Below are 26,144 nucleotides of genomic sequence, written 5' to 3' on the forward strand. Positions count from 1 at the left end.
TGAACAAGGCTTTGCTGGGGAAAGAGGCCCACAAGGCCCGCAAGGGGATATGGGCTGTCCCGGTCCGCAAGGCGAACAAGGGCCGCAAGGTGAACAGGGTCCACAGGGCGAGCGAGGGCTACAGGGCGAAAAGGGTGATACCGGTCCGCAGGGCGCAACCGGTGCTACGCCCACCGTAACCGTTGGAACGGTAACTGCCGGTGATACAGCGGGCGTTTTGGCAAATGAGACCGACACCGGCATATCTCTGGATTTCGTCCTTCCCGCCGGCCCTGCCGGTCCACAGGGCGCAAAGGGTGAGGCTGGTGAAAAGGGCGATACCGGTCCGCAGGGCGCAACCGGCGCTACGCCCACCGTAACCGTTGGAACGGTAACTGCCGGTGATACAGCGGGCGTTTTGGCAAATGAGACCGATACCGGCATATCTCTGGATTTCGTCCTCCCCGCCGGCCCTGCCGGTCCACAGGGCGCAAAGGGTGAGGCTGGTGAAAAGGGCGATACCGGTCCGCAAGGCGCAACCGGTGCTACGCCCACCGTAACCGTTGGAACGGTAACTGCCGGTGATACAGCGGGCGTTTTGGCAAATGAGACCGACACCGGCATATCTCTGGATTTCGTCCTTCCCGCCGGCCCTGCCGGTCCGCAGGGCGTAAAAGGTGAGGCTGGTGAAAAGGGCGATACCGGTCCGCAAGGCGCAACCGGTGCTACGCCCACCGTAACCGTTGGAACGGTAACTGCCGGTGATACAGCGGGCGTTTTGGCAAATGAAACCGATACCGGCATATCTCTGGATTTCGTCCTCCCCGCCGGCCCTGCCGGTCCGCAGGGCGCAAAGGGCGAGGCTGGTGAAAAGGGCGATACCGGTCCTGCACCAGCCATTGAAATAGCAGAGGACACCGTCACCTCTTATAAATTGCGTTTTAAAACCTCCGCGCAGGATATTGTGAGCCCCAATTTGCGTGGCACCTCCATCACGTATAATGCCGACCTGTCCAAAGCCGGCAGTACGACGGAAGTTCCTCTTGACGCGCTAACTTTGTCAGCGGAGTATGTTTCAGCCGATGCAATACGGTTATCGATCCGCCCAAAAGAGACCGGCACTTCAGTGCTGGCAGATATACGCCGCGTCAGCATCTACGACGGAGGTGTATTTGATATTCAAACGAATGACAATACGACCATTACTACGCGTATGGTGCTGGACGATACGCTTTTCAGCCACTCTCGCGAAATGCACTGGATGAACATTCGGATTCAGAACCCATCTACCGGCCTGTGGTCCATGTGTGTAGTACGCACCTTCTGTTCGCTGAATGGAAGCCGCACTTCGATTTGCGTTGACTGGCTATATACAGGCGTATCTTTTAAGTAAGGCAAGTAGAGCCGTGAAATCAGGCGGCTCTACTGGTTGAAACAAAAAGCTCTGCCAGTATGTTGGCAGAGCTTTTTGTTTTTCCTACTAAAGCAGTTCCATCTTGGAGTCCGCTTCGGTGATGGGGCGCAGCGGTCTGCACGGCACGCCGACAGCAAGGTAGCCCGCTGGAATATCCTTTGTCACCACACTGCCCGCGCCGATGACCGCTCCATCACCAATCGTCACACCGCCCAGCACCACAGCGTTCGCTGCGATCCAAACATCGTTTCCAATATGGATATCTTCTGCATATTCGGACATGGAAACATGCCCATCCGGATAGCGCATGCTGGTACGTTCCGCTGCAATCAGCGGGTGGTTGGTCGCCATGAGTGAAACGTTCGGTCCAAGCATCACATTATCGCCGATATAAATGCGCGCGTCATCCATCACGGTTAGGTTAAAATTGCAGAAAAAGTTTTCCCCAATAAAGGTATGCGAACCATAGTTGAACTGAATCGGCCCCTGAAAATAATATTTTTCCCCGATCGCGCCGATAAACTCACGCACGACTGGCAGCCGCGCCGCATCATACTCGTCCATCTGATTGAACCGCTGGCACAGGATATGCGCCTTATGCTTGATATCCCGCAGTTCCCTAGTACGCGCGTCGAACAGCTTGCCCGCAAAAATCTTTTCCTCTTCCGTCATCTGTTACCGCCTCCAAAACAGTCCTTTTGTCTGCGGCCGCCCGTTCAGTCGAGCGCCTTTTTCAGCTCCTCCACCTTATCGGTCTGCTCCCACTTGACGCCCAGCTCCTCGCGCCCCATGTGGCCATAGGCGGCGAGCTGCTTGTAGATCGGCCGGCGCAGGTCAAGCGTTTCGATCAGTGCCGCCGGACGCAGGTCGAACACGCGGCGCACGGCCTCGGCCAGCCGGCCCTCGTCAACCACACCCGTTCCGAACGTTTCCACCATGATGGATACCGGCTCCGCTACGCCGATCGCATAGGCCAACTGTAGCTCGCAGCGCCGCGCCAGCCCCGCTGCGACGATATTCTTCGCTACCCAGCGCGCGGCATACGCCGCGGAACGGTCCACCTTGGTCGGGTCCTTGCCGGAGAACGCGCCGCCGCCGTGCCTGCCGATGCCGCCGTAGGTATCGACGATGATCTTCCGTCCGGTCAGGCCGGAGTCTCCCTGCGGGCCGCCGATGACAAAGCGGCCAGTCGGGTTGATATAGTATCTGGTGTTTTCATCCAGCAGATGACTCGGGATGACCGGACGGATCACCTGCTCAACCATGTCCTTGCGGATTTGCTGGAGGGACACCTCGGGGCTGTGCTGGGTGGAAAGCACAACGGTATCGACCCGCACCGGCTGCCCATCTTCATCATATTCGACCGTGACCTGGCTTTTGCCATCCGGCCGGAGGTAGTCGAACATGCCGTTCTTGCGCACCTCGGCCAGACGCTTGGCCAGCTTATGCGCCAGCGAGATGGGCAGCGGCATCAGCTCGGGTGTTTCATCGCACGCGTAGCCGAACATCATGCCCTGGTCGCCCGCGCCGATGGCGAGGTCCGCGTCAGCCGCGCCCGCTTTGCGCTCCAGCGAGCTATCCACGCCCAGAGCGATGTCGGGCGACTGCTCATCGATCGAGGTCAGCACCGCGCAGGTGTCGCAGTCAAAGCCGTACTTGGCGCGGTCGTAGCCGATCTCCCGAATCGTGTCGCGCACGACCCTGGGGATATCCACATAGCAGGTCGTGGAGATCTCGCCCATGACCTGTACCATGCCGGTCGTGCAGGTCGTTTCGCAGGCCACGCGCGCGTACGGGTCGCTCGTTAAGATTTCGTTAAGGATTGCGTCCGAAATCTGGTCGCAGATCTTGTCCGGATGCCCCTCCGTGACGGATTCCGATGTAAAAAAATGATGTGCCATAGCGATTTTATTCCTTTCTGCATTTTTCGGGAGAGCAACAAAAAACGCTCCCTTTTGGGAGCGAAAAGTGCGTTTTGCCCCCTCATCTTTCGTGTTCATACGCCGGATTTGGCACCTTACGCATGGATTTGCGCAGGTTGCCGGGTTTCACAGGGCCGTTCCCTCCACCGCTCTCGATAAGGAAATTTATTCATTTACGCAGTCTATTTTATATAAAAATACGCGCTTTGTCAAGGCGTATTTTCGGCAGCCCCGCACCTTTACAGTGGATTGACATTTCTCCCATGCGCGTATATATTAAATAAGTAAGATTGCGGTCTTGCGGCGGCTTTCCCCCATTTATACCAGTTCAGGAAAGCATTTCCCAGCGAAAACCCCTGTTTTCTGCAACGCAGAACGCATCTTGCCGCAATTTTCCATGCGTCTTGCGGCGCATTGTTTTTTACACGGGAGAAAAAGGATACTTATGAATGTAAACGTAGGAATCGACATCGGCTCGACGACCGTTAAGATCGTTGTCGTGCGCGATGGGGAGATTATCCACAAACATTATGAGCGCCACTTTTCCAAGGTGCGCGAAAAGGCTGTCGAGCTTGTGACAAATGCCCGCAGCCTGATCGGTGAGGACGCCGTTATCCACTGCGCGATCACCGGCTCGGCTGGCCTCGGCGTTGCCAAGGCGTCGGGTATCGACTTTGTGCAGGAGGTATTCGCCACCCGCAAGGCGGTCGGCGTCCATGTCCCGCAGGCCGACGTGGTTATCGAGCTGGGCGGCGAGGATGCGAAGATCGTTTTCCTGACCGGCCAGCTGGAGGAGCGCATGAACGGCTCCTGCGCCGGCGGCACGGGCGCTTTCATCGACCAAATGGCGATCCTGCTTGACGTGACGCCCACCGAACTGGACGAACTGGCGCAGGGCGCGGAGCGTATCTATACTATCGCTTCCCGCTGCGGTGTGTTCGCCAAGTCGGATATCCAGCCGCTGCTCAATGAGGGCGCACGCAAGGAGGATGTTGCCGCCTCCATTTTCCAGGCGGTCGTTAACCAGACGGTCGCGGGGCTTGCGCAGGGGCGCGAGATCAAGGGGGACGTCCTCTTCCTCGGCGGTCCGCTGTTTTTTTTCAAATGCCTGCAGCGACAATTCCAGAAAACCCTGCAGCTCGACGACGACCATGCGCATTTTCCGGCGCTCGCCCCCTATGCTATCGCGGCGGGCGCGGCGGAATATGCCAAAGACACCCGCTCCACCTATTCCGTCGATTCCCTGCTGGAAGCGCTGGAAAAGGCCGCGGCCGCGCCTCTGGTGGCCCAATACTTGCCGCCGCTGTTTGAAAACGACGAGCAATACCAGGCCTTCAAGCGCCGCCACGGGGTACACGACGTAATGACGGAAAACGTGACCGTTTATCAGGGCGACGCTTATCTGGGCATCGATTGCGGTTCAACAACTACCAAATTGGTATTAATCGGTGAAGACCATCAGATCCTGTTCCACCATTACCAGTCCAATAAGGGCAATCCGGCCGACGTGATCCGCGAGCAGCTCACCAAGCTCTATGAGCTGTGCGGCGACCGCGTGCATATCGTGTCCAGCGCAGTCACGGGCTACGGCGAGGCGCTCATCCAGAACGCCTTCGGCGTGGATTTCGGCCTGGTCGAAACGGTCGCGCACTTCCGCGCGGCGCGCCACTTCTGTCCGGACGTGGACTTCATCATCGATATCGGCGGGCAGGATATCAAATGCTTCAAGATCCGCAACAAATGCATTGATAATATTTCGCTCAACGAGGCCTGCTCGTCCGGCTGCGGCTCGTTCATCGAAACCTTTGCCCGCTCGATGGGCTATTCAATCGAGGAATTCTGCAAGCTCGGCCTGTTCGCCCAGCACCCGATCGACCTTGGCTCGCGCTGCACGGTATTCATGAACTCGTCGGTCAAGCAGGCGCAGAAGGACGGCGCGGGCATCGACGCGATCTCGGCCGGCCTGTCGGTTTCGGTCGTCAAAAACGCGCTGTACAAGGTCATCCGCGCTCACTCGCCGGATGACCTCGGCCAGCACATCGTGGTGCAGGGCGGCACCTTCCTCAACGACGCCATCCTACGCTCGTTCGAGCAGGAGATCGGCCGCGACGTGACCCGTCCCGCGATCTCCGGCCTGATGGGCGCATACGGCGCCGCGCTGCACGCCAAGGACAACCGTCCCGCTAAAACCACGCTGATTGGCATGGACGTGCTTTCCCATTTCCGCCACACGGTCAAATCCGCGCGCTGCGGCCTGTGCGAGAACCACTGCAGCCTGACGGTCAACGATTTCGGCGGCGGGCGGCGGTTCATCTCGGGCAACCGCTGCGAACGGCCGCTCGGCGGCACAAAGAAGGCCGAGCTGCCCAACCTGTATAAATGGAAGCTCGAAAAGCTCAAGAGCATGGGCGAGCCGAGCGGTAAGCCCATGCCGAATGGCACAATCGGCATCCCGTTCGGCCTGAATATGTATGAGCTGCTGCCGTTCTGGACCACGTTCCTGCGCGCGCTCGGCTTTGAAACCGTACTGTCCGACGTATCCACGCGCGATATGTATATGCGCGGGCAGCACTCCATCCCGTCGGACACGGTCTGCTATCCGGCCAAGCTGATGCACGGGCATATCGAAAACCTGCTCGACAAGGGTGTGGACGCGATTTTCTATCCCTGCATGACCTATAACATCGACGAGGGCCGCGCCACCAACTGCTACAACTGTCCGGTTGTGGCCTATTATCCCGAGCTGCTCAAGGCCAACGTGAGCGCGCTGCAGGACTTTGACTTTATGATGCCGTATTTTGAACTGACCGAACCCAAGCGCTTTGTCCAGCAGGCGGTCAAGTACTTTTGCGGGAAATACCCCAGACTGAAGAAAAAGCAGGTGGCCGCTGCGTCCCAGGCCGCGTATCAGGCGCTGGCGGACTATTATGCACAGATCCGCATCGAGGGGCAGAAGGCCATCGCCTACGCGGACACGCACGGGCTGGATATCGCGGTCATCGCAGGCCGGCCGTACCACGTCGATCCTGAGATCAACCACGGCATCGACCAGCTCATTGCTTCATTCAACATGGTTATCGTGTCCGAGGACGCGGTCTGGCAGCTTGCCAAGGTACCGGAGGTCCATGTGCTCAACCAGTGGACCTACCATTCCCGCATGTACGGCGCGGCGAAGTATGTCACACGCAAGGAAAACGCGCAGCTCATCCAGCTCGTATCGTTCGGCTGCGGCATCGATGCGATCACAACGGACGAAATGCGCGCTATTTGTGAAGACGGCGGCAAAATCTATACACAGCTTAAAATTGACGAGATCAGCAACCTGGGCGCGGCCAAAATCCGCATCCGCAGCATGCTGGCCGCAGTAGAGGAGGGCAGAAAGCTTGCAGAACAACAACATATCAGCTAACCCTCCGGAGCGGCCGCGGTTCACTGAGGAAATGCGCAAGGATTATACCATCCTGGTACCCAACATGCTGCCAGTCCAGCTCGGCTTGATGTGCCGCCTGATGAAAAACTACGGCTACAACATGGAGCTGCTGCATACCGAAGGCCCGAACATCGCGGAGCAGGGTCTGCGCAACGTGCATAACGACACCTGCTATCCGGCCCTGCTGGTCATCGGCCAGCTGCTGGACGCGATCGAATCCGGCAAGTATGACATCCATAAGGTCGCGCTCATTCTACCGCAGACGGGCGGCGGCTGCCGCGCCTCCAACTATATCCATTTGCTGCGTAAGGCGCTGGATAAAAACGGATACGGGTTTATTCCCGTCATATCGCTCAACTTCGCTGGACTCGAGGCGGACATCAACCCCGGCTTCAAGCTGACCAAAACTATGGTCATGCAGATCGCCTACGCGCTGCTGATCGGCGATCTGATCATGATGGTCGCCAACCAGTGCCGCCCTTATGAATGCGTTCCCGGCTCGACCGATAAGGCGATCGACATCTGCATGAGCGCGGTCACCTCGCGCTTTACCAGCGACCGCATCATCCGCTACGGCGAAGTCAAGCACCTGTACCGGTATGTGCTGCAGGTTTTCGGCAAGATCAAGCTGGACAAATCGCAAAAAAAGAAGATGGTCGGCATCGTGGGCGAGATTTATGTCAAATTCTCCCCGCTCGGCAACAACCAATTGGAAGCGTTTTTGCTCTCCGAGGGCTGCGAGCCTGTCCTCCCCGGTCTGATGGACTTCTGTATGTACTCAGTCTACAACTCGGTCATCGACCATGAGCTATACGGCCGCTCGGGGGCGCGCGCCGCGACCTATAAGGTGATTTACCAGTTCCTGCTCAGCAAGCAGGCGGATATCATCCGCCTGATGAAGCGGGACGGCAACTTCCGCCCGCCCATGCCGTTTGAAGAGGTGCGCAAAAAAGCGCTCGACATCATCGGGCCGGGCGTAAAAATGGGCGAAGGCTGGCTGCTGCCCGCCGAGATGGTCGAGTTGATTACCGAGGGCGTGACCAATATCGTTTGCACCCAGCCGTTCGGCTGCCTGCCCAACCACATTGCCGGCAAAGGGATGATCCGAAAAATCCGAGAACTGTATCCGCAGGCGAACATCGTCGCGGTCGATTACGACCCCGGCGCGTCAAAAATAAACCAAGAGAACCGCATCAAGCTGATGCTATCCTCCGCCGAATAACCCTGATACGACCGAAAAATGCCGCTGACGCGGCGTTTTTCTTTTTTGCGCTCCGCTGCGGCGCGGGGTTTTGCCGCGCTCCGGATGTCACGCCGCCCCCCCGCCGCATAGCATGAAGTAACCGCCCTTTCCCTGCGGAAAGCGCGGCCAAATCCTAAATAGGGAATGATAGCATGAACCATGAAACCTTTTTCCCGCTGCCCGACCTGCCGGAAGGGATGGGCGCGCGCGTGCGCACGTTACACCTCTCGGGCGGAATGCGCCGCCGCCTGCAGGATCTCGGCCTGGTTGACGGGACGCGGGTGACCTGCATACAGCGCGCCGCCGCGGGTGATCCCACCGCCTACCTGATCCGCGGCGCGGTCATCGCCCTGCGGAAAAGCGACGCCGCACAGATCGAAGTCGGGGTGGTCCCTTGAGGCAGCGCACCGGAGCGCCGGTGGTCGCGCTGGCCGGCAACCCGAACGTAGGCAAATCGACGGTGTTCAACGCGCTCACCGGCAGCCGCCAGCACACTGGGAACTGGAGCGGCAAAACCGTTGCAAACGCATACGGCGTGATGCGCTGCGGCGATACAGGCCTGACGCTGGTCGACCTGCCCGGTACTTATTCCCTGCGCGCCCGCTCCTCTGAGGAGCGCGTTGCCCGCGATTTCCTCGCCTCCGGCGATGCGGACGCAGCCATCCTTGTTGCGGACGCGACCTGCCTGGAACGCAATCTGATTTTGGTCCTGCAGGTACTCGAGGTCATGCCGAACGCCGTACTCTGCCTCAATCTGATGGATGAAGCGCGCAAAAAGCGTATCCGAATCAACACCGAAGCCCTGCAGCGCGAGCTGGGCATTCCAGTCGTCCCCTGCGCTGCGCGGCGCGGACGCGGCCTGCCGCAGCTCACGCAGGCGGTATGCTGCGTGCTGGAAAACGATTCGTCCGGTCCGGTCGCTGCGATCCGCTATCCGGATGTGATCGAAAACGCGCTGCAGCGGGTGGGCGGTACACGCGGCGAAGCGCTTGCCACGCTCGCGCTGCACCCGCCCGGCGGCCTGACCGGACAGCAATTCGACGACATGGTAACCGCCGCGGCCGCGCTGCGCGCGGAGGAGATCGCCCTCACCTGTGTCCAGGTACCGGAGGCTGCCTGCGCCCGCGACCGGCAGCTCGACCGCATCCTGATGAGCCGCCGCCTGGGAATCCCGCTCATGCTCCTCCTGCTCGCCCTGGTCTTTTATATCACCCTGTTCGGCGCAAATGTGCCAAGCGAATGGCTCGGCACGCACCTGCTGGGCCTGACCGCGCCGATCGCGGCCGGCTTGTCCGCGCTCGGGCTTCCTCCCTTTGTTGTTTCCATGCTGGCCGATGGCGTATGGCGCGTGCTGGCGACCGTCGTATCTGTCATGCTGCCGCCCATGGCGATCTTCTTCCCATTGTTCACGCTGCTGGAGGATGCCGGCTATCTGCCGCGCGTGGCCTTCCAGCTCGACCATGCGTTCCAGCGGGCGCACGCCTGCGGCAAGCAAAGCCTAAGCATGTGCTTATGGAAAAAGTGTATGCGGCCGCAGCCGCTTGACAGGCGCGGCGCCATCGCGTATATTTGATTATAACAAAAAGTTAGCAATATCTGCACTTAACAAAGAGGTTCAAGGCCTTTAATCAGATCTCAGGAGTTATAAAGAATGACAAAAATATTATTCGTGTGCCACGGCAATATCTGCCGCAGCCCCATGGCCGAGTTCGTAATGAACGACCTGCTGCAGCGCGCCGGCCTGTCCGGCTGCGCGCAAGTCGCTTCCGCCGCTGTGAGTGCGGAGGAGCTCGGCAATCCCGTCTACCCGCTAGCGCGCCGCAAGCTGGCCGAGCACGGGATACGATGTGACGGAAAAACCGCCCGCCTGCTGCAGGCGGCGGACTACCAGACCTACGACCTTCTGATCGGCATGGACCGCCGCAACCTCGAGGCGATGCGCCGCATCTGCGGCAGCGATCCTGACCATAAACTGTGCCTGCTGCTTGATTTCACCGCCCAGCCCCGCGATGTTGCCGATCCCTGGTACACCCGCGACTTTGAGCAGACCTGGCTGGATATCACAGCCGGCTGCACCGCCCTGCTCCAGACATGCTTCAGCGCGCAGACGGGACCTCTATAACCACACCCACGCCAGCCAAAGAGCGGCGGTAAAAACTTACCGCCGCTCTTTTGTATCCCCTGTTTGCCCATCCCGTGCCAGCAGCCCGCGCAGGCGGTTCCGGTTATAGACCAGGTGCAGCGTCATTGCATCCTCTGCGGCAATCGGGTCGTTTGCACGGACAGCCTCCACGATGGCACGATGCGAGCTGATCGTTTCTTCCTTCAGGCGTGCGTCCGTCAGGTCGATAAACAGATCGATCGCCCCCAGAATGATCGGCTCCAGATTCGGAATCACCACATTGCCGCTCAGCTCGCCGAGCTTGGCATGGAACGCGGCGTCCTCCTGCGTGTGCCGCGCGCCGGCAGCATACCGCTGCTCGACGGCCAGCGCCAGCGCGGCCAGCTCGTCCGCCTGCGCGGGGGTAGCGCGCAGCGCGGCCAACGCGGCAACACGGGGCTCGAGCATCATGCGGAACTCCACCAAGTCGGCAGCCAGCTTCTGTTTATCACGGATAAAAGTGAAGCCCAGCGGATCGTCCGATACGCCGGTGTTCCCGCTGACGAACACCCCCGCCCCCTGCCGCGCCTCCAGGATATTGCGCGAGGACAGCATGCGCACCGCTTCCCGCAGCGTGCTGCGCCCCACTCCCAGCAGGCCGGACAGTTCCCTTTCGTTGGGCAGCCGGTCCCCCTGCTCCAGCCCTCTGTCCACGATATATGCGATCAGCGCGTCCGCTGTCTGGCCGGCCAGCGACCGGTTATCCTCCGCCATGGTGCCGCCTCCTTTCCTGTCTCTATTGTATCCCAACCAACCGGCGCGCGCAAGCACTTCCCAGCATTTCCTCCCCAAATCATCAGATATATTCCATCTTCTTTATTTTTTGTTTGTGTTATTTTCCCGATTTTTTGTTTTATTATTGACTTGTCCTACTGGAAGCGTCTATAATAAGCTTAAAGTCATCAGATGAATTTGATGGGTGCGTAAAACAATCAGGCAAAACACGTTTGAGAGAAAAGGAGCGGAACTGGTATGATAAGTCAGGAGATTCGCAAGCTCGCGCCGGAGCAGGACCCGCTGCGCATGGGCATGGGCTGGACGGTGGAGGATCTGTCCAAGCCCCAGATCATGATCGAGAGCACATTCGGCGACAGCCACCCGGGCAGCGCTCATCTGCTTGAGCTGGTTGACCGCGCGGCGGATGGCGTCAAGCAGGCGGGCGGCCAGCCCGCCCGCTATTTTGCCACGGATATCTGCGACGGTATGGCGCAGGGGCATGACGGCATCAACTATTCGCTCGCCTCGCGTGACACGATCTGCAGCATGATCGAGATACACGCGGGCGCGACGCCGTTTGACGGCGGTATTTTTGTGGCCTCCTGTGACAAGGCGGTACCCGCGCACCTGATGGGGATCGGCCGCGTCAATATGCCTTCCATCCTGGTCACGGGCGGCGTCATGGACGCGGGTCCCGACCTGCTGACGCTCGAACAGATCGGCAAATACAGCGCCATGTGCCAGCGCGGCGAGATCACCGAGGAACAGCTCACCTATTACAAGCAGCACGCCTGCCCCTCCTGCGGCGCGTGCTCGTTCATGGGTACCGCCTCCACCATGCAGGTCATGGGCGAGGCGCTCGGCCTGATGCTGCCCGGTTCGGCGCTCATGCCCGCCACCTGCGAGGACCTGCGCGACGTTGCGCGCCGCGCGGGCGAGCAGGTCATGCGTCTTGCGCAAGCCGGTCTCAAGCCGCGCGATATCGTCACGCGCGAGTCGTTCGAGAACGCCATCATGGTGCATGCGGCGATCTCCGGCTCCACCAACTCGCTCATCCATATGCCTGCGATTGCGCATGAGTTCGGCATCGAGCTGGATGCCGAGCTGTTTGACCGCATGCACCGCGGCGCGCATTATCTGCTCGATATCCGTCCGGCGGGCAAGTGGCCGGCGCAGTATTTCTATTACGCGGGCGGCGTGCCGCGCATCATGGAGGAGATCAAGTCCATGCTGCACCTCGACGCGATGACCGTCACCGGCAAAACGCTGGGCGAAAACCTGGAAGAGCTGCGCGCCAACGGCTTCTATGACAAGTGCGACGAATACTGCGCCGCGCACGGCGTGACCCGCGACGACGTTATTCGCCCATTTGACAAGGCGATCGGCACGGACGGCGCGATCGCGATTCTTAAGGGCAACCTCGCGCCCGAAGGGGCGGTCATCAAGCATACGGCCTGCCCCAAGGAGATGTTCCAGGCGACGCTGCGCGCCCGCCCATTCGACAGCGAGGAAGAGGCGATCGACGCGGTCCTGACCCACAAAATCCAGCCCGGAGACGCGGTGTTCATCCGCTACGAAGGCCCCAAGGGCTCCGGCATGCCTGAAATGTTCTACACCTCGGAGGCGATTTCGTCCGACAAGGAGCTTGGTCGCTCGATCGCCCTGATCACGGACGGACGCTTCTCCGGCGCGTCCACCGGCCCGTCCATCGGCCACGTTTCGCCCGAGGCGGCCAGCGGCGGCCCGATCGCGCTGGTCGAGGAGGGCGACCTTATCCGCATCGATATCCCCGCGCGCGTGCTTGCGATCGTCGGTGTGAACGGCGAGGAAAAAACGCCCGCCGAAATGGAGGCAATCCTGGCCACGCGCCTCGCCAAGTGGCAGCCGAAGCCGGCGAAATACACCTCCGGCGTGCTTAAGATCTTTTCCGAGCACGCGGTATCCCCCATGCAGGGCGGTTACATGAAATAACGCGCAAACAGGCTTTCCCAACCGCCTGCGGCGACCAGCCGCAGGCGGTTTTCCTGTCCGCGCGGCAATGTTAATCACGCTTAAAATGTTCGCTAAGCCTTCGCAAGAGCCGTTGAACCGCGTGCTATGCTCTGCAAATTTATGCTGAAAAAGTTTATCTATAACTATCGCGATCAAGGCTTGTACTTTAAGCCTTACTGTGATTATACCTACTTATTCGTCTGATACACGCTCGAAACAATCCGCAATGTCCCGATTCCGTCCTATAAAAACGGCCGGCCTGCTATATAGTATCCTTAAAAGCGCTCCGGCACGGTCCCTGCGTGTCGAAGCGCTTTTTCGTGTTATTATGTGGAGTTATGCCGCGTCCTGCAGTTTCTGTGCGGCGCGGTATCCCTCCGCCACAACGACCGAACCTGCCGAATTACCCAGTACCATGACCGCCATGGACAGCCACGCCTGCCCGCTGTCCCACACGCCGGCCAGCGAATAATAAAACATATTGGCAACACAGTGCTCAAAGCCGGAAAGGATGAACACTGCAACGGCCAAAAATACCGCAGCGTATTTGCCCAGCGCAAGCTCAAAAACGCCAAACCCATTCACGCCAATGTACATCAGCACGCCGCAGAACACCGCTAGGATAAAAACGCTGACCGGCTCGTCCTGCAGCTTTACCGCACTCAGCTCAGCCGCGCGTCCAACCAGATTTGCCGCTGCGCGCGTCTGCCGAAGCAGCAGCGCTGTGCCGAATGCGCCCGCAAAATTTCCCGCAAGCGTCAGCAGCAGCTTCGCGGCATAGTCGTGTCCGCCGCGGAACAGATACCCGATCTTGCCGGTATACAGCCACAGCCGCATGGAAACCACAAAAAACAATCCGATGCTGAACAGCGAAGCGCCGACCACCTTGCTGTCCACCGATAAATATACCGTCCCGCCAACCGAGATCATCATGCCGGCCAAAACGCCGGACAGCAGTATCCCCATATACGCCCTTGCACCGCCTGTTTTCTTATCCATATCCGTCGTCCCTTTTCTCTGTTTCGTTTTTTATTCATGCTAACCTTTTCGAAAGCAAATAAATTCAGGTAAAATCAAAATTTATGATTTTATACCGCCATGTCATAAAGATAAAATTCCAATTCGCCTTTTTGTCCTTTCATATGGACAAGGTGTTTGTACTGCTGTTGGCGTACCATGCCCTGATGCTCATAAAATCCGAAATTACAGCTTGTATCGGTATAAAGATAGAAATCGCTAATACTCCGGCTTTCCATATAGGCTAATAAACAGCGGAACAGCATTTTCCCGATCCCAAGCCCTCTATATTCGGGGGACAGGGCAAACAGGGCAAGCTCCCCTTTATAGTTTTGCTGCACTGTCTTAAGAGCCGGTTGTCTATATCGTCCACATTCTTATAGAAATTCAGTATTTCACGCCCCTCTTTAGAAATCAGCAATCCGCATAATGCGGATATTTGGCGCAGGCGATATTTCGGCGGACAGTGATGTTTTTCTATATCCTTTCCCAAAATCAGTCCCACAGGAACACCGTTGACTTCCGCAACTCGCGTATAGGTCTGATTTGTCAAACAGGTTGCAAGATAGACTTTTGCAAGCTTACGAGCTGTCTTTGGGGTTGCAAATCTGTCATAATTCCATGTTTTTCTTATCACATCTTCCAATGCTGGTACATCTTCTTTCTTTAACTCTCTTAATTTTATGTTATTTTCCATATCCGGTCAAACCCCTTTCCTTTTGCTTTCATTTGGCATATACTTATCATAAACTATACAGTAAGTGTAATGTCAACGAGGTAATTTATGGAAAATAAAACCATACGGCTTACAACCGCACAGTTCGCAGAATTACACAATGTCAATAAAAGGACGTTGCATTATTACGATTATATCGGTTTGTTTTCTCCACGCTACAAGGGGGAGAACGGATATCGATATTATGACTATTCACAGAGCATAGATTTTGAATATATCCGTATGCTGAAAGAACTCAATCTGAGCATTGCGGAGATCAAAGCATTTATCCATTCCTTTGACGAACAGAAATTCCTTGAAATTGTTTCTGTCAAGCAACGGGAAATTGATGCGGAAATCCGAAAGCTGAAAGCGGTCAAGTCTGTTCTAAGCCAGAAAAAAGAACATCTTTTACTTTGCCAGCAAATCAGCGATATCCATATAGAAATAGTTTATCTGAAAAAAGAATATCTGTTGACCGTCCCTTATGAATTTGAGGAGGATAACCTTATCAAAGTCTTTACATATGTTCAAAGTATCTGGCCGCCAGAACAGTATCGCTCAGGCGTAGGGAGCTATATCTCTCTATATAAGCTTCAGGAGGGACAATTTGACAAATATGACGGCTTATATACGGTGATAATGGAACATAAAAAGCAAAGCGGTTTTATGATAAGGCCAAAGGGAGCGTATCTGTGCGGCTATCTAAAAGGTGGATGGGACAGACTTCCTGAATTATATAAAAAAATGCTAAATTATGCCAACGAACACAATCTACAGCTTACAGGATATTCCTTTGAGCGCGAGCTTACAGACTATATGATTGCCAACGAAAAAGAATACATGACGCAGGTTCTGATTAAGATTGCAGATTAGACTTGATACATATTATATCAAATCAAAATGTGTCTGACAAACCATACGCTGTGCAACCCCTGCCGCCCAATCGGACATATAAAAATAAAAACGGATATCTTGTCGTATTTCGGCAAATAAAGCTCTTGTAAAGTGCGAAAGATTTGTTACAATTAATTTGTATGCGGCGCGGTCGTGGCATTCGGGCGCGCGTCCGCCGCAGTCAGGGGGAAACCAGCCACAAAAACCGCGGGCCGCACCGCCCGCACCAAAGAAGGAGGAAGCATGAGCAAAATAGAACCGTATATCACCAGCATTCCGGATTTTCCCGAACCGGGCGTGATCTTCCGCGACATCACCACCGCCATCGGCAACGCGGACGGTCTGCAGCTTTCGGTCGACGAGATGGCCGCGCTGCTCGAGGGGGAGCCGTTCGATGTGGTCGCGGGTCTGGAATCCCGCGGCTTCCTGTTCGGTATGCCGATCGCGTACAAACTGCACAAGCCGTTCATCCCCATCCGCAAGGAGGGCAAGCTGCCCCGCGAGACAGTCGGGGCGACCTACAGCCTAGAGTACGGCACCGCCACAATCGAGGTCCATAAGGACGATATCAAGCCCGGCATGCGTGTCGTCCTGATCGACGACCTGATCGCGACCGGCGGCACGCTGGAGGCGGCGGCGCATCTGTTGGAGCAGCTCGGCGCAAAGGTCGTCAAGATCGTCTGCCTGCTGGAGCTGAAGGGCCTGCATGGGCGCGACCGTCTGAAAGACTATCCGCTGGCGACCGTCGTATCCTACGACGGCAAATAAGAAAGGGAAACCAGAGAAAGAAAAGGGGCTGAAAAACAAAATGTTGGAAAGAGTATTCAAGCTGTCCGATAATAAGACCACCGTCCGGACCGAGGTCATGGCCGGCGTCACCACGTTTATGACCATGGCGTATATCCTCGCGGTCAATCCAAGCATTCTCGGTTCGACCGGCATGGACCCGACCGCCGTCCTGCTCGCTACCGCGCTGGCTTCGTTCATCGGCACGGTGTGCATGGCGCTGATGGCCAACCTGCCGTTTGCCCTGTCCGCCGGCATGGGCTTGAACGCTTTTATGGCGTATACGGTCGTCGCCGGTTACGGCTACAGCTGGCAGGTCGCGCTGCTCGCCGTCTTTGTCGAGGGTCTGATCTTTGTCGTCCTCTCGCTGACCAATGTGCGCGAGGCGATCTTCAATGCGATCCCGCTGACGCTCAAACGCGGCGTTTCCGTGGGCATCGGCCTGTTCATCGCCTTTATCGGCCTACAGAACGCGGGGCTGTCCGTGGATTCCTCCACGCTCGTTACCATCACCAGCTTTACGGATAACTTCCATACCGCTGGCATCTGCGCGCTGCTCGCGCTGGTCGGCCTGTTTATCACCGCCGTGCTGTATATCCATCAGGTCAAGGGCGCTATCCTGTTCGGCATCCTGCTGACCTGGATCATTGGCATGGCCTGTCAGGGGGTCGGCCTGTATGTTCCAGACGCGGAAGCGGGCTTCTACTCCCTGTTCCCCGCGTTTGGCATGACCGATTTCACCAAGCTCGGCCTGACGTTCGGCCAGTGCTTCAACGTGGACTTCAGCACGGTCGGCATCATCAATTTTATCGTTGTGATCTTCTCGTTCCTGTTTGTAGATATCTTCGATACCCTGGGTACGCTGATCGGCGTTGCCACCAAGGCGGATATGCTGGATAAGGATGGTAAGCTGCCCCGCATCAAGCCCGCCCTGCTGTCCGACGCAATTGCGACCTCCGCCGGCGCGGTGCTCGGCACCTCGACCACGACGACGTTCGTCGAATCCGCCTCCGGCGTTGCGGTCGGCGGCCGTACCGGCCTGACCGCCCTCGTCACCGCCGGCCTGTTCCTGGTATCCACCCTGTTCGCGCCGATTTTCACCGCGATCCCCTCGTTCGCCACCGCGCCCGCGCTCATCATGGTCGGCTTCCTGATGGTTGGCACGGTGACGGAAATCCGCTTCGATCTGGACAACCTGACCGATGCCATTCCGGCTTACCTCGCCATTCTTTCGATGCCGCTGTTCTACAGCATCTCCGAGGGCATCTCCATGGGCATTATCTCCTATGTGCTGCTCAACCTGGCGGCCGGCAAGGGGAAAAAGGTCGCGCCGCTGATGTATGTACTGGCGGTCCTGTTTATCCTCAAATATATTTTCCTCTGATACATTCGGGAAATGGAACGGGCGTCCGGCGTTGAGCCGGACGCCCGTTTTGCGTATCCCCGATTCAATAGAAAGCGGGACGCATCCGATCTTCATCGGCATGCCCCGCTTATTCAATCCATTCCACTTCACAGGGCTCGGGCAGAAAACGGAAAGAGATCGAGAGCTTCTGCCGTTTGGCCCTACCCCTTTCTGTTTTTTCGTATGTACCTTGCCCTACTTCGATCCGCCCGATCAGTTCAAAGAGCAACGGCGGCGTCAACTCGTCGATATCCTTATACTGGCGGATCAGGGCGCGCAGATGCTCCTGCTGCTGCCACAGGCCCGCATCTCCGGCATCCGGCTGCAACGCATCGCGCTGTTTTTGCAGCTGGGCCGTTTTCTGTTCGTATCTTTCGAGCAGCGGATAGAAATTTGTCCCTCCTATCCTGCCCGCTGAACGATCCTCATAAAGCTGTGCGACCAGGCGCTGCATACGGGCCAGTTCCTGATCCAGCCACTCCCGCTCGCGTCCGGCTTCCTGTTCCCGCTCGGCCAACCGCAGGCGGCGGTTCAGGCGTTCAAACAGGTCGTCGCATTCCTTCTCGGACAGACAGGCATACCGGCGCACCGCCTCCAGCACGCAGCGATACAGGCTCTCATACGCGATAAAATGATTAGAGCAGGCCGATGTGCCGTGCAGCTTGTATGCGCCGCAGGCCAGATTCGCGGCCGAACCCTTTTTCCGCGTACCGACCGTGGACATGGCCTTGCCGCAGTCCATACAAAACGCCAGGCCCGAAAAGAGATTTTCAAACGTCCCTTTCCGGCCACAGCGGCGGGACGCGCGCTGGTGCTGTACCGTCTCAAAGGTCTGCACCGAGACCAGCGGCTCATGCCGTTCCGGTACAACGATCCATTCCTCCGGCTGCTTTTCCCGCGTTTTCTTACTCTTGAAGCTGATCTTATCCGTCTTCCCCTGCACGATACAGCCCAGATAGACCGTATCCCGCAGGATCCGGCTGACACCGCCCGCAGTCCATTCCTTGTGCTTTGAGTAGCAGTCCGGATTCAGCTCAGGATGCGCCTGGCAGCGGTATAATGCGGGCGGCGGTTCCCCGCGCTCACCCAGCCTCCGCGCGATCTCCGCCGGACGGGAGCCCGCCGCCGCCCAAATAAAGATCTGCCGCACGATCTGCGCCGCATACCCGTCCGGAATCAGATGGTTTTTATCCCTGGGGTCTTTTTGATACCCATAGGGTGCGAAATTCCCGACGAATTTCCCTTCCTGCATTTTCGCGCGCAAGGCGCTGCGGATTTTCCGGCTGGTATCGCGCGCATACATCTCATTGACAACATTGCGGAACGGCGCCATATCGGTATCCGCCCGCGCGGTATCGAGCCCGTCATTGACCGCGATCAGACGCACGCCGTGTTCTGGGAACACCAGCTCTATATATCGTCCGATCTGGATATAATCGCGCCCCAAGCGGGACAGGTCCTTGACCAGCACGATGTCGAACCGGTGCTGCTCCATATCGCGCAGCATGTCCTGAAAGCGAGGGCGGTCGAAGTTCGTCCCCGGCCACCCGTCGTCTACATACTCGTCCGCCATAGAGAAGCCTTGCCGTGCGGCATACTCCCGCAGCAGGGCACGCTGGTTATGGATGCTCTCGCTCTCACCCCGGTTGGCGTCATCGCGGCTCAGCCGCAGATATAGTACCGCCCGGTTGGCGGCAATACGATCATGCAAGCGAGCCTCCTCCCTTCGTTTTCCGCCTGCGAACGGTCACGACCGCTTATGTAGCTGTTTTCTCCATTTCAAATTGTGCGGCGATCACGTTCTCCAGCAACTCCAGTAAGGTACTGCTGTGCTGTGCCGGACGCGCTTTGGGCTTGGAGTCAGTCATGCGCATACCTCCTTTTTTGCATCCTTTTACTCGTACAGGTTCTTACATATCTATAATATGTATATAACACCTTCCTGATTACGGTTTTCCGCGGCAAACACAGCATTTCCCGCACTTTCTCCGCCTCTTTTCCCCAAAATAACGCTCGATGCCGTGCATGCTGGCGCTTGAGCTTGTGGCGGACTGCCTTTTTCCTGCCGGAGTGAGTCAAGCTCCTCCTTTTCACTATATAAAAAAACGAACAAAAAGTTCGCATCCACTTTTTCCCCAAGCATGTGCATGGGGTTTGGATGCAACGCCTGCGGCGTTGTCGGCTGCCGCATCATCGACTCCCCGCGCGAGCGTCTGATCGCCATGCTCACCAACTCGTTCGCCCCCTGCAACGGGCGCTTCCCGCTGCTGATCTTCCTCTGCTCGGTCTTTTTTGCCGGCAGCGCCGCCGGCGGCTCCCTGCTGCTGACCACGGTCATCGCAGGCAGCGTGCTGCTCACGCTCGCCGCCTCCCGCCTGCTCTCCGCGACAATACTGAAAGGGGTGCCCTCCTCCTTCACCCTCGAGCTGCCCCCCTACCGTGCGCCGCAGATCGGCAGGGTCATCCTGCGCAGTATATTCGACCGCACCCTGTTCGTCCTGGGTCGGGCGGCAGCGGTCGCCGCGCCCGCTGGGCTGGTGATCTGGCTGCTCGCCAATATCACGGTCGGCGGCATTCCGGTTTTCAGCCATCTGACTGCTTTCCTCGACCCCTTTGCGCGGCTGCTCGGCCTGGATGGAGTCATCCTGCTGGCTTTCGTGCTGGGCTTCCCCGCCAACGAGCTGGTCATGCCGCTGATCGTGATGGGCTATCTGGCAACCGGTACGCTTGCGGACATCGCAGACCTTGCCTCGTTCCATACCCTGTTGCTCGCCAACGGCTGGACGCTGACAACCGCGCTCTGCACGCTGTTCTTTGCCGTTGCACACTGGCCTTGCTCCACCACCTGCCTGACGATCTGGAAGGAATGCCGCAGCGTCAAATGGACGCTTGCCGCCATCGCCCTGCCCACAGTTTTCGGCTGTGCGCTGTGCTTTATCGTGCATACCGCGAGCCTTTTGCTGGGCTTTGCCTGAAAAAAACCGCCCTGTCCAGGGCGGTTTTTTTATCGGCGTTTTGGTCCGCGCCAGCGTATCAATCGCGGAATTCCAGCAGCTTATACGCAGGGAGCTCCAGCGCGTCCGCGATATCGAACAGGGTATCCATTGACGCACCTGCTGTCGCGCCCTCGATTTTCGCGATCGTGGACCGGTCCACATCGATTACCTCCGCCAGTCCTTCCTGCGTGAAATGCCGGTCCTTCCGGTAGTATGCGACATTAAGCCCGAGCTTCCTGTATTTATCGGAATGCCTGAAATCCATTCTTATCACCTCATGGTAATAAGTCTACCCATGTAATGCCCCGATAAAAATATCATGCTATTCTACTTTTGTGCGTTTACACTCACCATTTGTTGAGTTAAACTCCACAAATGCCTATTTTTATTCCACAAAAATACAAAAAAGGAGATTTTATCATCCTGCGGCACTCCCGCAGGGTCGGAACGGGAACATTTGTTTTCCCTCTGTTTTTATGCTATACTGGTTTTGTATCTCCATCATGAAACGAGGAAACCTATGGAACCGACCAAATTCGACCTGAAGTACGCGTCCATACGGCGCGCCATTATAGAGCGGCGCTTTTCTTCCCTGAACGAAAAGCAGCGCGAGGCGGTATTTGCCACCGAGGGGCCGCTGCTTATCCTTGCGGGCGCGGGTAGCGGCAAAACCACCGTGCTCATCAACCGCATCATCAATATCCTGCGCTTTGGCGAGGGGCTGGACAGCTCCTATGCGCCTGCAGGCGCCACCGAGGAGGACCTGCTGTTCCTCACCGAATACCTGACCGCCCCTCAGCCGGAAAATCGGGAACACGCGGAGCGGCTGTGCGCCATGCATCCGGCAAAGCCGTGGGAGGTCATCGCGATCACGTTCACCAACAAGGCCGCGCGCGAGCTGCGCGAGCGCCTGCAGGCCGCGCTGGGAGATGAAGAATCCGCCTCCGCCGTCTGGGCCTATACGTTCCATACCGCCTGCCTGCGCATCCTGCGGCGCCATGTCGACCTGCTCGGCTTTGAGACCGCTTTCACCATCTATGACGAGGACGATAAAAAGCGCGTCGTCACGAACGTGATGAAATCGCTCAACCTGGATACCAAAACGTTCGACCCGCGCACCGTCATGAGTATGATCAGCCGCGCCAAGGACAAGCTGATGACCCCTAGGCAGTTCCGCGCGGACGGGGCGGGCGACTACTTCCGCGAAAAGGTCGCGGAGGTGTACCAGCTTTACGAAAAAGAAATGAAAAAGGCCTGTGCGCTTGATTTCGACGACATTATCATGAAAACCGTCCTCCTGCTGCAGAGCAATCCGGATGTGCTGGAATACTACCAGCGCAAATTTCGCTATGTGCTGGTGGACGAGTATCAGGACACCAACTACGCCCAGTATGTGCTGACCAGCCTGCTGGCGGGCTATTACGAGAACATCTGCGTTGTCGGGGACGACGACCAATCCATTTACAAATTCCGGGGAGCCACCATTACCAATATTCTCGAATTTGAAAAGCAGTTCAAGGACGCGAAAACCATCCGTCTGGAACAGAACTACCGTTCGACCGGCAATATCCTGAACGCCGCCAACGAGGTCATCCGCAACAATGTCGGCCGCAAGGGCAAGGAGCTGTGGACCGACCACGGCGACGGCGCCAAGATCCACCTGCACCGCTCGGACAGCCAGGAGGGCGAGGCCGCCTACATCGCGGATACCATCCGCGAGGGAGTGGAGCAGGGACTTCGCTGGGGTGATTTCGCGGTGCTTTACCGCAACAACGTCCTGTCGGACAATATCGCGGCCGCGTTCATCCGCGCGGGCATCCCCTACCGTGTGTACAAGGGACGCGACTTCTTCTCGCGCGCCGAGGTGCGCGATATGTTCGCTTACCTGTGGGTGCTGGAAAATCCAGCGGACGAGCTGCGCCTGCGCCGCATCATCAATGTACCCGCGCGCAAGATCGGCGACAAATCGGTTGAAACGGCGGCACAGCTCGCTGTGGGAAACGGCGTGACGCTGTACGAAACGGTGTGCCACGCGTCGGACTATCCCGCCCTGTCCCGCGGCGCGGCGGCGATGGAAAAATTCGGCGAAATGATGGAAAACCTGCGGAAGCAGAAGGAGTTCCTCTCCCTTTCCGAGCTGTACGACGGGCTGCTCGACCAGACCGGCTATCTCGCCGCGTTGGAAGCCAGGGGCGGCGCGGAGGAGCAGAGCCGTATCGAGCATATCGAAGAGCTTAAATCCTACATCGTCAGCTATGAAAACGACCATGACGACGCTTCTCTTGCGGGCTTCCTTGAGGAAATGGCGCTGTACACAGACGCCGACCAGTCCGGCGAGGAGGAGGACGCGGTCCTGATGATGACCATGCACTCGGCCAAGGGGCTGGAATTTCCGGTCGTATTCCTCGCGGGCATGGAGGACGGCCTGTTTCCCGGCTTCCGCGCGATGGAGCGCGACGAGGATATGGAGGAGGAGCGCCGCCTGTGCTACGTTGCGGTGACGCGCGCCAAGGAGCAGTTGTACCTGACTTGTGCCGAACGGCGCATGCTGTACGGCCGCACTCAATACGCGCATCCCTCCCGCTTTATCGACGAGATGCCGCGCGAGCTGCTCGACAGCAACATTGTGGAGCGCCGCATGTTCCAGCAGGTCACCCAGCCCGACCCCGGGCTGTCCCGCGCGCAGGTCGCGCGGGCGCGTTATGTTTCCCCTGCCGCGGCCGCCCCCTCCTTTGCCGCTCCCGCGGCACAGCCGGCCGGTTCCCCCCTGCCCGATTTCTCCGCCGGCTGCCGCGTACGCCACAAGGCATTCGGCGATGGGATGGTCGTTTCGGTCAAGCCCATGGGCGGCGACGCGCTGCTCGAAATCGCCTTCGACCAGAAAGGCACCAAGCGGTTAATGGCAAAATCGGCCGCGCAATTTATGGAAAAACTGATATAAGGCTGGAAAAAGAGGACGGACGCGATGCGCCCGCCCTCTTTCTTTTACTAAAATTCAATAAAGTCAAATGCCACGTTCCTTTCGATCACCTGTATCAATTCGTGTGGCTCCATATCCAATGCAAATGCTATTTTAAAAATCGTATCAAGCGTCGGACTGCGCAACCCCCTCTCAATCTTACTGTAGTGCGTGCGGTCAAGAGCAGCCAAACCGCTCAGTTGTTCCTGCGTCAACCCTTTTTTCCGCCGCAGCCCCTGTATTGTTTTACCAACAGCCTTGGTATCCAGCATGAATGTACCCTCCTACTGTTTTCCATAATAGCAAGGGCTCATTTTGTTTCTGAGGTCAGTTGACCTCAACCAGAAACTGTGATATAGTTTAGGTAGTAATCCAAAATCAAAACACAGAAAGGGCGAAAAAGATGAAAAAAGTATTATCACTGTTATTCTCGGGTGTCATAACGTTTTCCCTGTGTGCATGTGGACAGGGGAACTCCAGCGGTTCCCCCACAGACGAGGATCTAAACAATGCGGCTGGCAACCTCTATCTGGCTGAGGTGGCGATCGATTCTGCCGCATCACTTCTACTGGAGAACTGGACGACAACAGGAAGTGTCATGAACTGTTATTTTGATGAAAGCGCATACGAAGAGTTAAATAGCGGTTCTCTCAAAGACCGCGCCCAAAGCGTCCATGATTTCCGCAGCTACGCCAAAGATGTTATGGACGATGCCAAAACACTGCTTGGCACAGAAGGCACCGGCGACTTTTATGATGCAGCAAAAAACTACTATCTAGCTGTCAACGATTATTACAGCCTGATCTCTGCTTATCCCAGCGGCTACTCCAAGCTGACCTACTCCAGCGCCATTTCCGAAAAGAAGGGTGAATGCCAATCCGCTTTCAACGAACTGACCTTTTACACATCTGCGGATTCTGTGGAAGCAACTGAATCAGAATAACCCAAGCGGGCTGTCCCTCAACGGACAGCCCGCCTATTCCATCAGCTTTTCCCGCAGCGCCTGGATCGCCCGTTTTTCAATCCGCGACACCTGCACCTGCGATACTCCGATGATCCTGGACACCTGCTGCTGTGTTAGGTCGCGCGAGAAACGCAGCGCCAGCACCTGCCGGTCGCGATCCGGCAGCGTCCTCAGCGCCTCGCCCAAGGACAAATACAGGCAGGCACGCTCCTCCATGCCCTCGTCGCCTACAATATCGCCCAGCCGCCCGCCGCCGGATAGCTCGCGTTCAAAGGAGTCCACGGCTACGTCCGCCTGCTCGCATGCAGCAACCTCTTCCACGGTCAGACCGGCGGCTTCCGCCAGCTCGGACACGGTTGGCGAACGACCGGTTCTGCTTTCCAGCTCGCTTTGGATGCGCCGCACCCGCACCGACCGCTCCTTGACCGACCTGCTGACCTTGACCGCGCCGTCGTCCCGCAGGAAGCGTCGGATCTCGCCCGCGATCTTGGGTACCGCATAGGTGGAAAATTCGTTGCCCAGCGCTGGGTCAAAGCCGCGAACCGCCTTGATAAAGCCCACGCAGGCGAGCTGGTACAGATCGTCCGGTTCGGCGCCGCGCCCATAGTAACGCCGCGCGATCGACCAAATCAACCCGCTGTTTTCCTCGATCAGCCGAGCTTCCGCGCCGCGGTCGCCCGCGGCGGCCTGTTCCAGCAGGCCGCGCATGCTGGTCGTCACGCGCCGCGCTCCTTAAGTACCTTGACCATGGTCACCATCGTCCCCTTGCCGGGCGTGGAGCGCACGCGCAGCTTATCCGTAAAGGTTTCCATGATGGTGAAGCCCATGCCGCTGCGCGTATCGTCGCCGGTCGTGAACATGGGCTGGCGCGCCTGCTCGACGTTCTCTATGCCGCGGCCGGCGTCCTTTACCTTTAGCTCCAGCACCCGCCCTTCCAGCAGGCGCACCGCGACCGTGATAAAGCCGGCCTTATCCGCGTAGCCGTGTACGATCGCGTTTGTGACCGCCTCGCTCACCACGGTTTTGATATCGCCCAGCTCCTCCATCGTGGGATCGAGCTGCGCCACGAACGCGCCTACCGACTGCCGCGCGAACGCCTCATTGACCGAGCGGCTTTCAAATTTCAGGCTCATTTTGTTAACGACAGCGCGCATCTTATTCCCCCCTCTCAAAAATCATAACCTGCGGCAGTCCCGCAGCCTCGAACACGCGCATGGGCTGCGGCGGCGCGCCCCGCACGATAAATTCATAGCCGCTGCGCGCGCAGGTACGGTGCAGGTGCAGCACGACCGCCAATCCCGAACTGTCCATGAACGTCAGTCCGGACAGGTTGAGGATCAGCTTTTCGCAGGGGTAAAGCACAAGCAGGTCCTCCGCCTGCTCGATAGCCGCACGCGCCGCATGGTGGTCCAGCTCGCCGGAAAGCGAGATCATCAGCGTACCGTCCCGCTCGGCCTGTGTGATATGCAGCATATATATTCACCTCGTTTGTTCTCCCAAAAAGAAAAAGGCCTGTACCCTTGTACAAGCCTTATATTACCAATATT

24 protein-coding genes, 1 pseudogene and 1 riboswitch are annotated in these 26,144 nt (G+C 57.6%); of the genes and pseudogenes, 13 read left to right on the top strand and 12 right to left on the bottom strand.

Translation table 11 applies throughout. From position 1 onward, the window contains the following. Positions 1-49 precede the first annotated feature (49 nt). Positions 50-1,372 (top strand): collagen-like protein, encoded by a 1,323-nt coding sequence (locus tag RX717_RS12285; RefSeq protein ID WP_242977986.1) that lies wholly within the window; start codon positions 50-52, stop codon positions 1,370-1,372. 87 nt (positions 1,373-1,459) lie between these two features. Here the strand turns inward: RX717_RS12285 and RX717_RS12290 are convergent, their stop codons facing one another. Further along, positions 1,460-2,065: a sugar O-acetyltransferase gene (locus RX717_RS12290; RefSeq protein WP_054326396.1), complete on the bottom strand. Its 606-nt coding sequence runs from the start codon at positions 2,063-2,065 to the stop codon at positions 1,460-1,462. A gap of 44 nt (positions 2,066-2,109) precedes the next feature. Next, the gene (gene metK / locus RX717_RS12295) at positions 2,110-3,294 is read right to left on the bottom strand and encodes a methionine adenosyltransferase (protein WP_107631697.1); all 1,185 of its coding nucleotides are present in this window, start codon (positions 3,292-3,294) and stop codon (positions 2,110-2,112) included. 79 nt (positions 3,295-3,373) lie between these two features. Further along, a riboswitch (SAM riboswitch) is annotated at positions 3,374-3,477 on the bottom strand. Between the two features lie 283 nt (positions 3,478-3,760). On the opposite strand from metK, the gene RX717_RS12300 reads away from it, so the two are divergent. The 5 genes from RX717_RS12300 (at position 3,761) to RX717_RS12320 (ending at position 10,110) form a co-directional block, all read left to right on the top strand. Further along, the gene (locus RX717_RS12300) at positions 3,761-6,724 is read left to right on the top strand and encodes an acyl-CoA dehydratase activase (RefSeq protein WP_082396829.1); all 2,964 of its coding nucleotides are present in this window, start codon (positions 3,761-3,763) and stop codon (positions 6,722-6,724) included. Continuing rightward, positions 6,699-7,967, top strand: a complete 1,269-nt coding sequence (locus RX717_RS12305) for a 2-hydroxyacyl-CoA dehydratase (protein WP_242977929.1) — start codon at positions 6,699-6,701, stop codon at positions 7,965-7,967. Before RX717_RS12300 ends, RX717_RS12305 begins: the two co-directional genes overlap by 26 nt. Before the next feature lie 173 nt (positions 7,968-8,140). After that, complete coding sequence (locus RX717_RS12310) at positions 8,141-8,386, top strand: FeoA family protein (protein ID WP_107631696.1); 246 nt, start codon at positions 8,141-8,143, stop codon at positions 8,384-8,386. After that, positions 8,383-9,561, top strand: a complete 1,179-nt coding sequence (locus RX717_RS12315; protein WP_242977927.1) for a FeoB small GTPase domain-containing protein — start codon at positions 8,383-8,385, stop codon at positions 9,559-9,561. Before RX717_RS12310 ends, RX717_RS12315 begins: the two co-directional genes overlap by 4 nt. A 78-nt stretch (positions 9,562-9,639) precedes the next feature. Next, complete coding sequence (locus RX717_RS12320) at positions 9,640-10,110, top strand: low molecular weight protein-tyrosine-phosphatase (RefSeq protein ID WP_054326392.1); 471 nt, start codon at positions 9,640-9,642, stop codon at positions 10,108-10,110. 36 nt (positions 10,111-10,146) lie between these two features. Here the strand turns inward: RX717_RS12320 and RX717_RS12325 are convergent, their stop codons facing one another. Next, the gene (locus RX717_RS12325; protein ID WP_054326391.1) at positions 10,147-10,863 is read right to left on the bottom strand and encodes a FadR/GntR family transcriptional regulator; all 717 of its coding nucleotides are present in this window, start codon (positions 10,861-10,863) and stop codon (positions 10,147-10,149) included. Between the two features lie 258 nt (positions 10,864-11,121). On the opposite strand from RX717_RS12325, the gene ilvD reads away from it, so the two are divergent. Then, the gene (ilvD, locus tag RX717_RS12330) at positions 11,122-12,837 is read left to right on the top strand and encodes a dihydroxy-acid dehydratase (RefSeq protein ID WP_316960310.1); all 1,716 of its coding nucleotides are present in this window, start codon (positions 11,122-11,124) and stop codon (positions 12,835-12,837) included. Between the two features lie 357 nt (positions 12,838-13,194). Here ilvD and RX717_RS12335 read toward each other — a convergent pair whose 3' ends face one another. The 3 genes from RX717_RS12335 to RX717_RS12345 all read right to left on the bottom strand — a co-directional run bounded on the left by RX717_RS12335 (position 13,195) and on the right by RX717_RS12345 (position 14,572). Then, positions 13,195-13,857, bottom strand: coding sequence for a formate/nitrite transporter family protein (locus RX717_RS12335; RefSeq protein ID WP_147573984.1), 663 nt, complete (start codon positions 13,855-13,857; stop codon positions 13,195-13,197). 89 nt (positions 13,858-13,946) lie between these two features. After that, positions 13,947-14,216: a GNAT family N-acetyltransferase gene (locus RX717_RS12340; protein ID WP_316960311.1), complete on the bottom strand. Its 270-nt coding sequence runs from the start codon at positions 14,214-14,216 to the stop codon at positions 13,947-13,949. Then, entirely contained in the window at positions 14,120-14,572 is a 453-nt protein-coding gene (locus RX717_RS12345; RefSeq protein WP_316960678.1) for a hypothetical protein, read from the bottom strand. The genes RX717_RS12340 and RX717_RS12345 overlap by 97 nt, the downstream gene beginning before the upstream one ends. 87 nt (positions 14,573-14,659) lie before the next feature. On the opposite strand from RX717_RS12345, the gene RX717_RS12350 reads away from it, so the two are divergent. From RX717_RS12350 to RX717_RS12360, 3 genes are all read left to right on the top strand, one after another. Then, positions 14,660-15,466, top strand: coding sequence for a MerR family transcriptional regulator (locus RX717_RS12350; protein WP_054326387.1), 807 nt, complete (start codon positions 14,660-14,662; stop codon positions 15,464-15,466). Positions 15,467-15,730: 264 nt separating this feature from the next. Then, the gene (locus RX717_RS12355) at positions 15,731-16,255 is read left to right on the top strand and encodes an adenine phosphoribosyltransferase (protein ID WP_316960312.1); all 525 of its coding nucleotides are present in this window, start codon (positions 15,731-15,733) and stop codon (positions 16,253-16,255) included. Positions 16,256-16,295: 40 nt separating this feature from the next. Continuing rightward, positions 16,296-17,657 carry an NCS2 family permease gene (locus RX717_RS12360; protein ID WP_054326385.1) on the top strand — a complete coding sequence of 454 codons (1,362 nt, stop codon included), beginning with the start codon at positions 16,296-16,298 and terminating at the stop codon, positions 17,655-17,657. 109 nt (positions 17,658-17,766) lie between these two features. Here RX717_RS12360 and RX717_RS12365 read toward each other — a convergent pair whose 3' ends face one another. Next, the gene (locus tag RX717_RS12365) at positions 17,767-19,389 is read right to left on the bottom strand and encodes a recombinase family protein (RefSeq protein ID WP_107631692.1); all 1,623 of its coding nucleotides are present in this window, start codon (positions 19,387-19,389) and stop codon (positions 17,767-17,769) included. 427 nt (positions 19,390-19,816) lie between these two features. Here RX717_RS12365 and RX717_RS12370 point away from each other — a divergent pair. After that, positions 19,817-20,653: pseudogene (locus RX717_RS12370) on the top strand (nucleoside recognition domain-containing protein); the annotation flags it as partial. Positions 20,654-20,711: 58 nt separating this feature from the next. On the opposite strand, the gene RX717_RS12375 reads toward RX717_RS12370, so the two are convergent. Beyond that, a complete protein-coding gene (locus RX717_RS12375; protein WP_054326381.1) occupies positions 20,712-20,939 on the bottom strand; it encodes a helix-turn-helix transcriptional regulator in 228 nt (75 codons plus the stop codon). A gap of 255 nt (positions 20,940-21,194) precedes the next feature. On the opposite strand from RX717_RS12375, the gene RX717_RS12380 reads away from it, so the two are divergent. Further along, positions 21,195-23,615, top strand: a complete 2,421-nt coding sequence (locus RX717_RS12380) for an ATP-dependent helicase (protein ID WP_107631691.1) — start codon at positions 21,195-21,197, stop codon at positions 23,613-23,615. A gap of 47 nt (positions 23,616-23,662) precedes the next feature. Here the strand turns inward: RX717_RS12380 and RX717_RS12385 are convergent, their stop codons facing one another. Then, positions 23,663-23,905, bottom strand: a complete 243-nt coding sequence (locus tag RX717_RS12385; RefSeq protein ID WP_082396823.1) for a helix-turn-helix domain-containing protein — start codon at positions 23,903-23,905, stop codon at positions 23,663-23,665. 131 nt (positions 23,906-24,036) lie between these two features. Between RX717_RS12385 and RX717_RS12390 the strand changes: the two genes are divergently transcribed. Beyond that, a complete protein-coding gene (locus tag RX717_RS12390) occupies positions 24,037-24,576 on the top strand; it encodes a hypothetical protein (RefSeq protein ID WP_159068177.1) in 540 nt (179 codons plus the stop codon). A gap of 33 nt (positions 24,577-24,609) precedes the next feature. Here RX717_RS12390 and RX717_RS12395 read toward each other — a convergent pair whose 3' ends face one another. From RX717_RS12395 to RX717_RS12405, 3 genes are read right to left on the bottom strand one after another with little or no spacing between them, the layout of a single operon-like run. Then, positions 24,610-25,317 carry a sigma-70 family RNA polymerase sigma factor gene (locus tag RX717_RS12395; protein ID WP_242977925.1) on the bottom strand — a complete coding sequence of 236 codons (708 nt, stop codon included), beginning with the start codon at positions 25,315-25,317 and terminating at the stop codon, positions 24,610-24,612. Continuing rightward, a complete protein-coding gene (gene spoIIAB / locus RX717_RS12400) occupies positions 25,314-25,751 on the bottom strand; it encodes an anti-sigma F factor (RefSeq protein WP_054326378.1) in 438 nt (145 codons plus the stop codon). The genes RX717_RS12395 and spoIIAB overlap by 4 nt, the downstream gene beginning before the upstream one ends. Position 25,752: 1 nt before the next feature. Continuing rightward, positions 25,753-26,070: an anti-sigma factor antagonist gene (locus RX717_RS12405; protein ID WP_054326377.1), complete on the bottom strand. Its 318-nt coding sequence runs from the start codon at positions 26,068-26,070 to the stop codon at positions 25,753-25,755. Positions 26,071-26,144 lie beyond the last annotated feature (74 nt).

It is taken from the genome of Intestinibacillus sp. NTUH-41-i26, assembly GCF_032769475.1.
Lineage (GTDB): Bacteria > Bacillota > Clostridia > Oscillospirales > Butyricicoccaceae > Agathobaculum > Agathobaculum ammoniilyticum.

Excerpts from the sequence above, each read along its gene's own strand:
- RX717_RS12285 (WP_242977986.1), top strand. The coding sequence starts at position 50 with ATGGGCTGTCCCGGTCCGCAAGGCGAACAAGGGCCGCAAGGTGAACAG.
- RX717_RS12290 (WP_054326396.1), bottom strand. The coding sequence starts at position 2,065 with ATGACGGAAGAGGAAAAGATTTTTGCGGGCAAGCTGTTCGACGCGCGT.
- metK (WP_107631697.1), bottom strand. The coding sequence starts at position 3,294 with ATGGCACATCATTTTTTTACATCGGAATCCGTCACGGAGGGGCATCCG.
- RX717_RS12300 (WP_082396829.1), top strand. The coding sequence starts at position 3,761 with ATGAATGTAAACGTAGGAATCGACATCGGCTCGACGACCGTTAAGATC.
- RX717_RS12310 (WP_107631696.1), top strand. The coding sequence starts at position 8,141 with ATGAACCATGAAACCTTTTTCCCGCTGCCCGACCTGCCGGAAGGGATG.
- RX717_RS12320 (WP_054326392.1), top strand. The coding sequence starts at position 9,640 with ATGACAAAAATATTATTCGTGTGCCACGGCAATATCTGCCGCAGCCCC.
- RX717_RS12325 (WP_054326391.1), bottom strand. The coding sequence starts at position 10,863 with ATGGCGGAGGATAACCGGTCGCTGGCCGGCCAGACAGCGGACGCGCTG.
- ilvD (WP_316960310.1), top strand. The coding sequence starts at position 11,122 with ATGATAAGTCAGGAGATTCGCAAGCTCGCGCCGGAGCAGGACCCGCTG.
- RX717_RS12335 (WP_147573984.1), bottom strand. The coding sequence starts at position 13,857 with ATGGATAAGAAAACAGGCGGTGCAAGGGCGTATATGGGGATACTGCTG.
- RX717_RS12345 (WP_316960678.1), bottom strand. The coding sequence starts at position 14,572 with ATGGAAAATAACATAAAATTAAGAGAGTTAAAGAAAGAAGATGTACCA.
- RX717_RS12350 (WP_054326387.1), top strand. The coding sequence starts at position 14,660 with ATGGAAAATAAAACCATACGGCTTACAACCGCACAGTTCGCAGAATTA.
- RX717_RS12355 (WP_316960312.1), top strand. The coding sequence starts at position 15,731 with ATGAGCAAAATAGAACCGTATATCACCAGCATTCCGGATTTTCCCGAA.
- RX717_RS12360 (WP_054326385.1), top strand. The coding sequence starts at position 16,296 with ATGTTGGAAAGAGTATTCAAGCTGTCCGATAATAAGACCACCGTCCGG.
- RX717_RS12375 (WP_054326381.1), bottom strand. The coding sequence starts at position 20,939 with ATGGATTTCAGGCATTCCGATAAATACAGGAAGCTCGGGCTTAATGTC.
- RX717_RS12380 (WP_107631691.1), top strand. The coding sequence starts at position 21,195 with ATGGAACCGACCAAATTCGACCTGAAGTACGCGTCCATACGGCGCGCC.
- RX717_RS12385 (WP_082396823.1), bottom strand. The coding sequence starts at position 23,905 with ATGCTGGATACCAAGGCTGTTGGTAAAACAATACAGGGGCTGCGGCGG.
- RX717_RS12390 (WP_159068177.1), top strand. The coding sequence starts at position 24,037 with ATGAAAAAAGTATTATCACTGTTATTCTCGGGTGTCATAACGTTTTCC.
- spoIIAB (WP_054326378.1), bottom strand. The coding sequence starts at position 25,751 with ATGCGCGCTGTCGTTAACAAAATGAGCCTGAAATTTGAAAGCCGCTCG.
- RX717_RS12405 (WP_054326377.1), bottom strand. The coding sequence starts at position 26,070 with ATGCTGCATATCACACAGGCCGAGCGGGACGGTACGCTGATGATCTCG.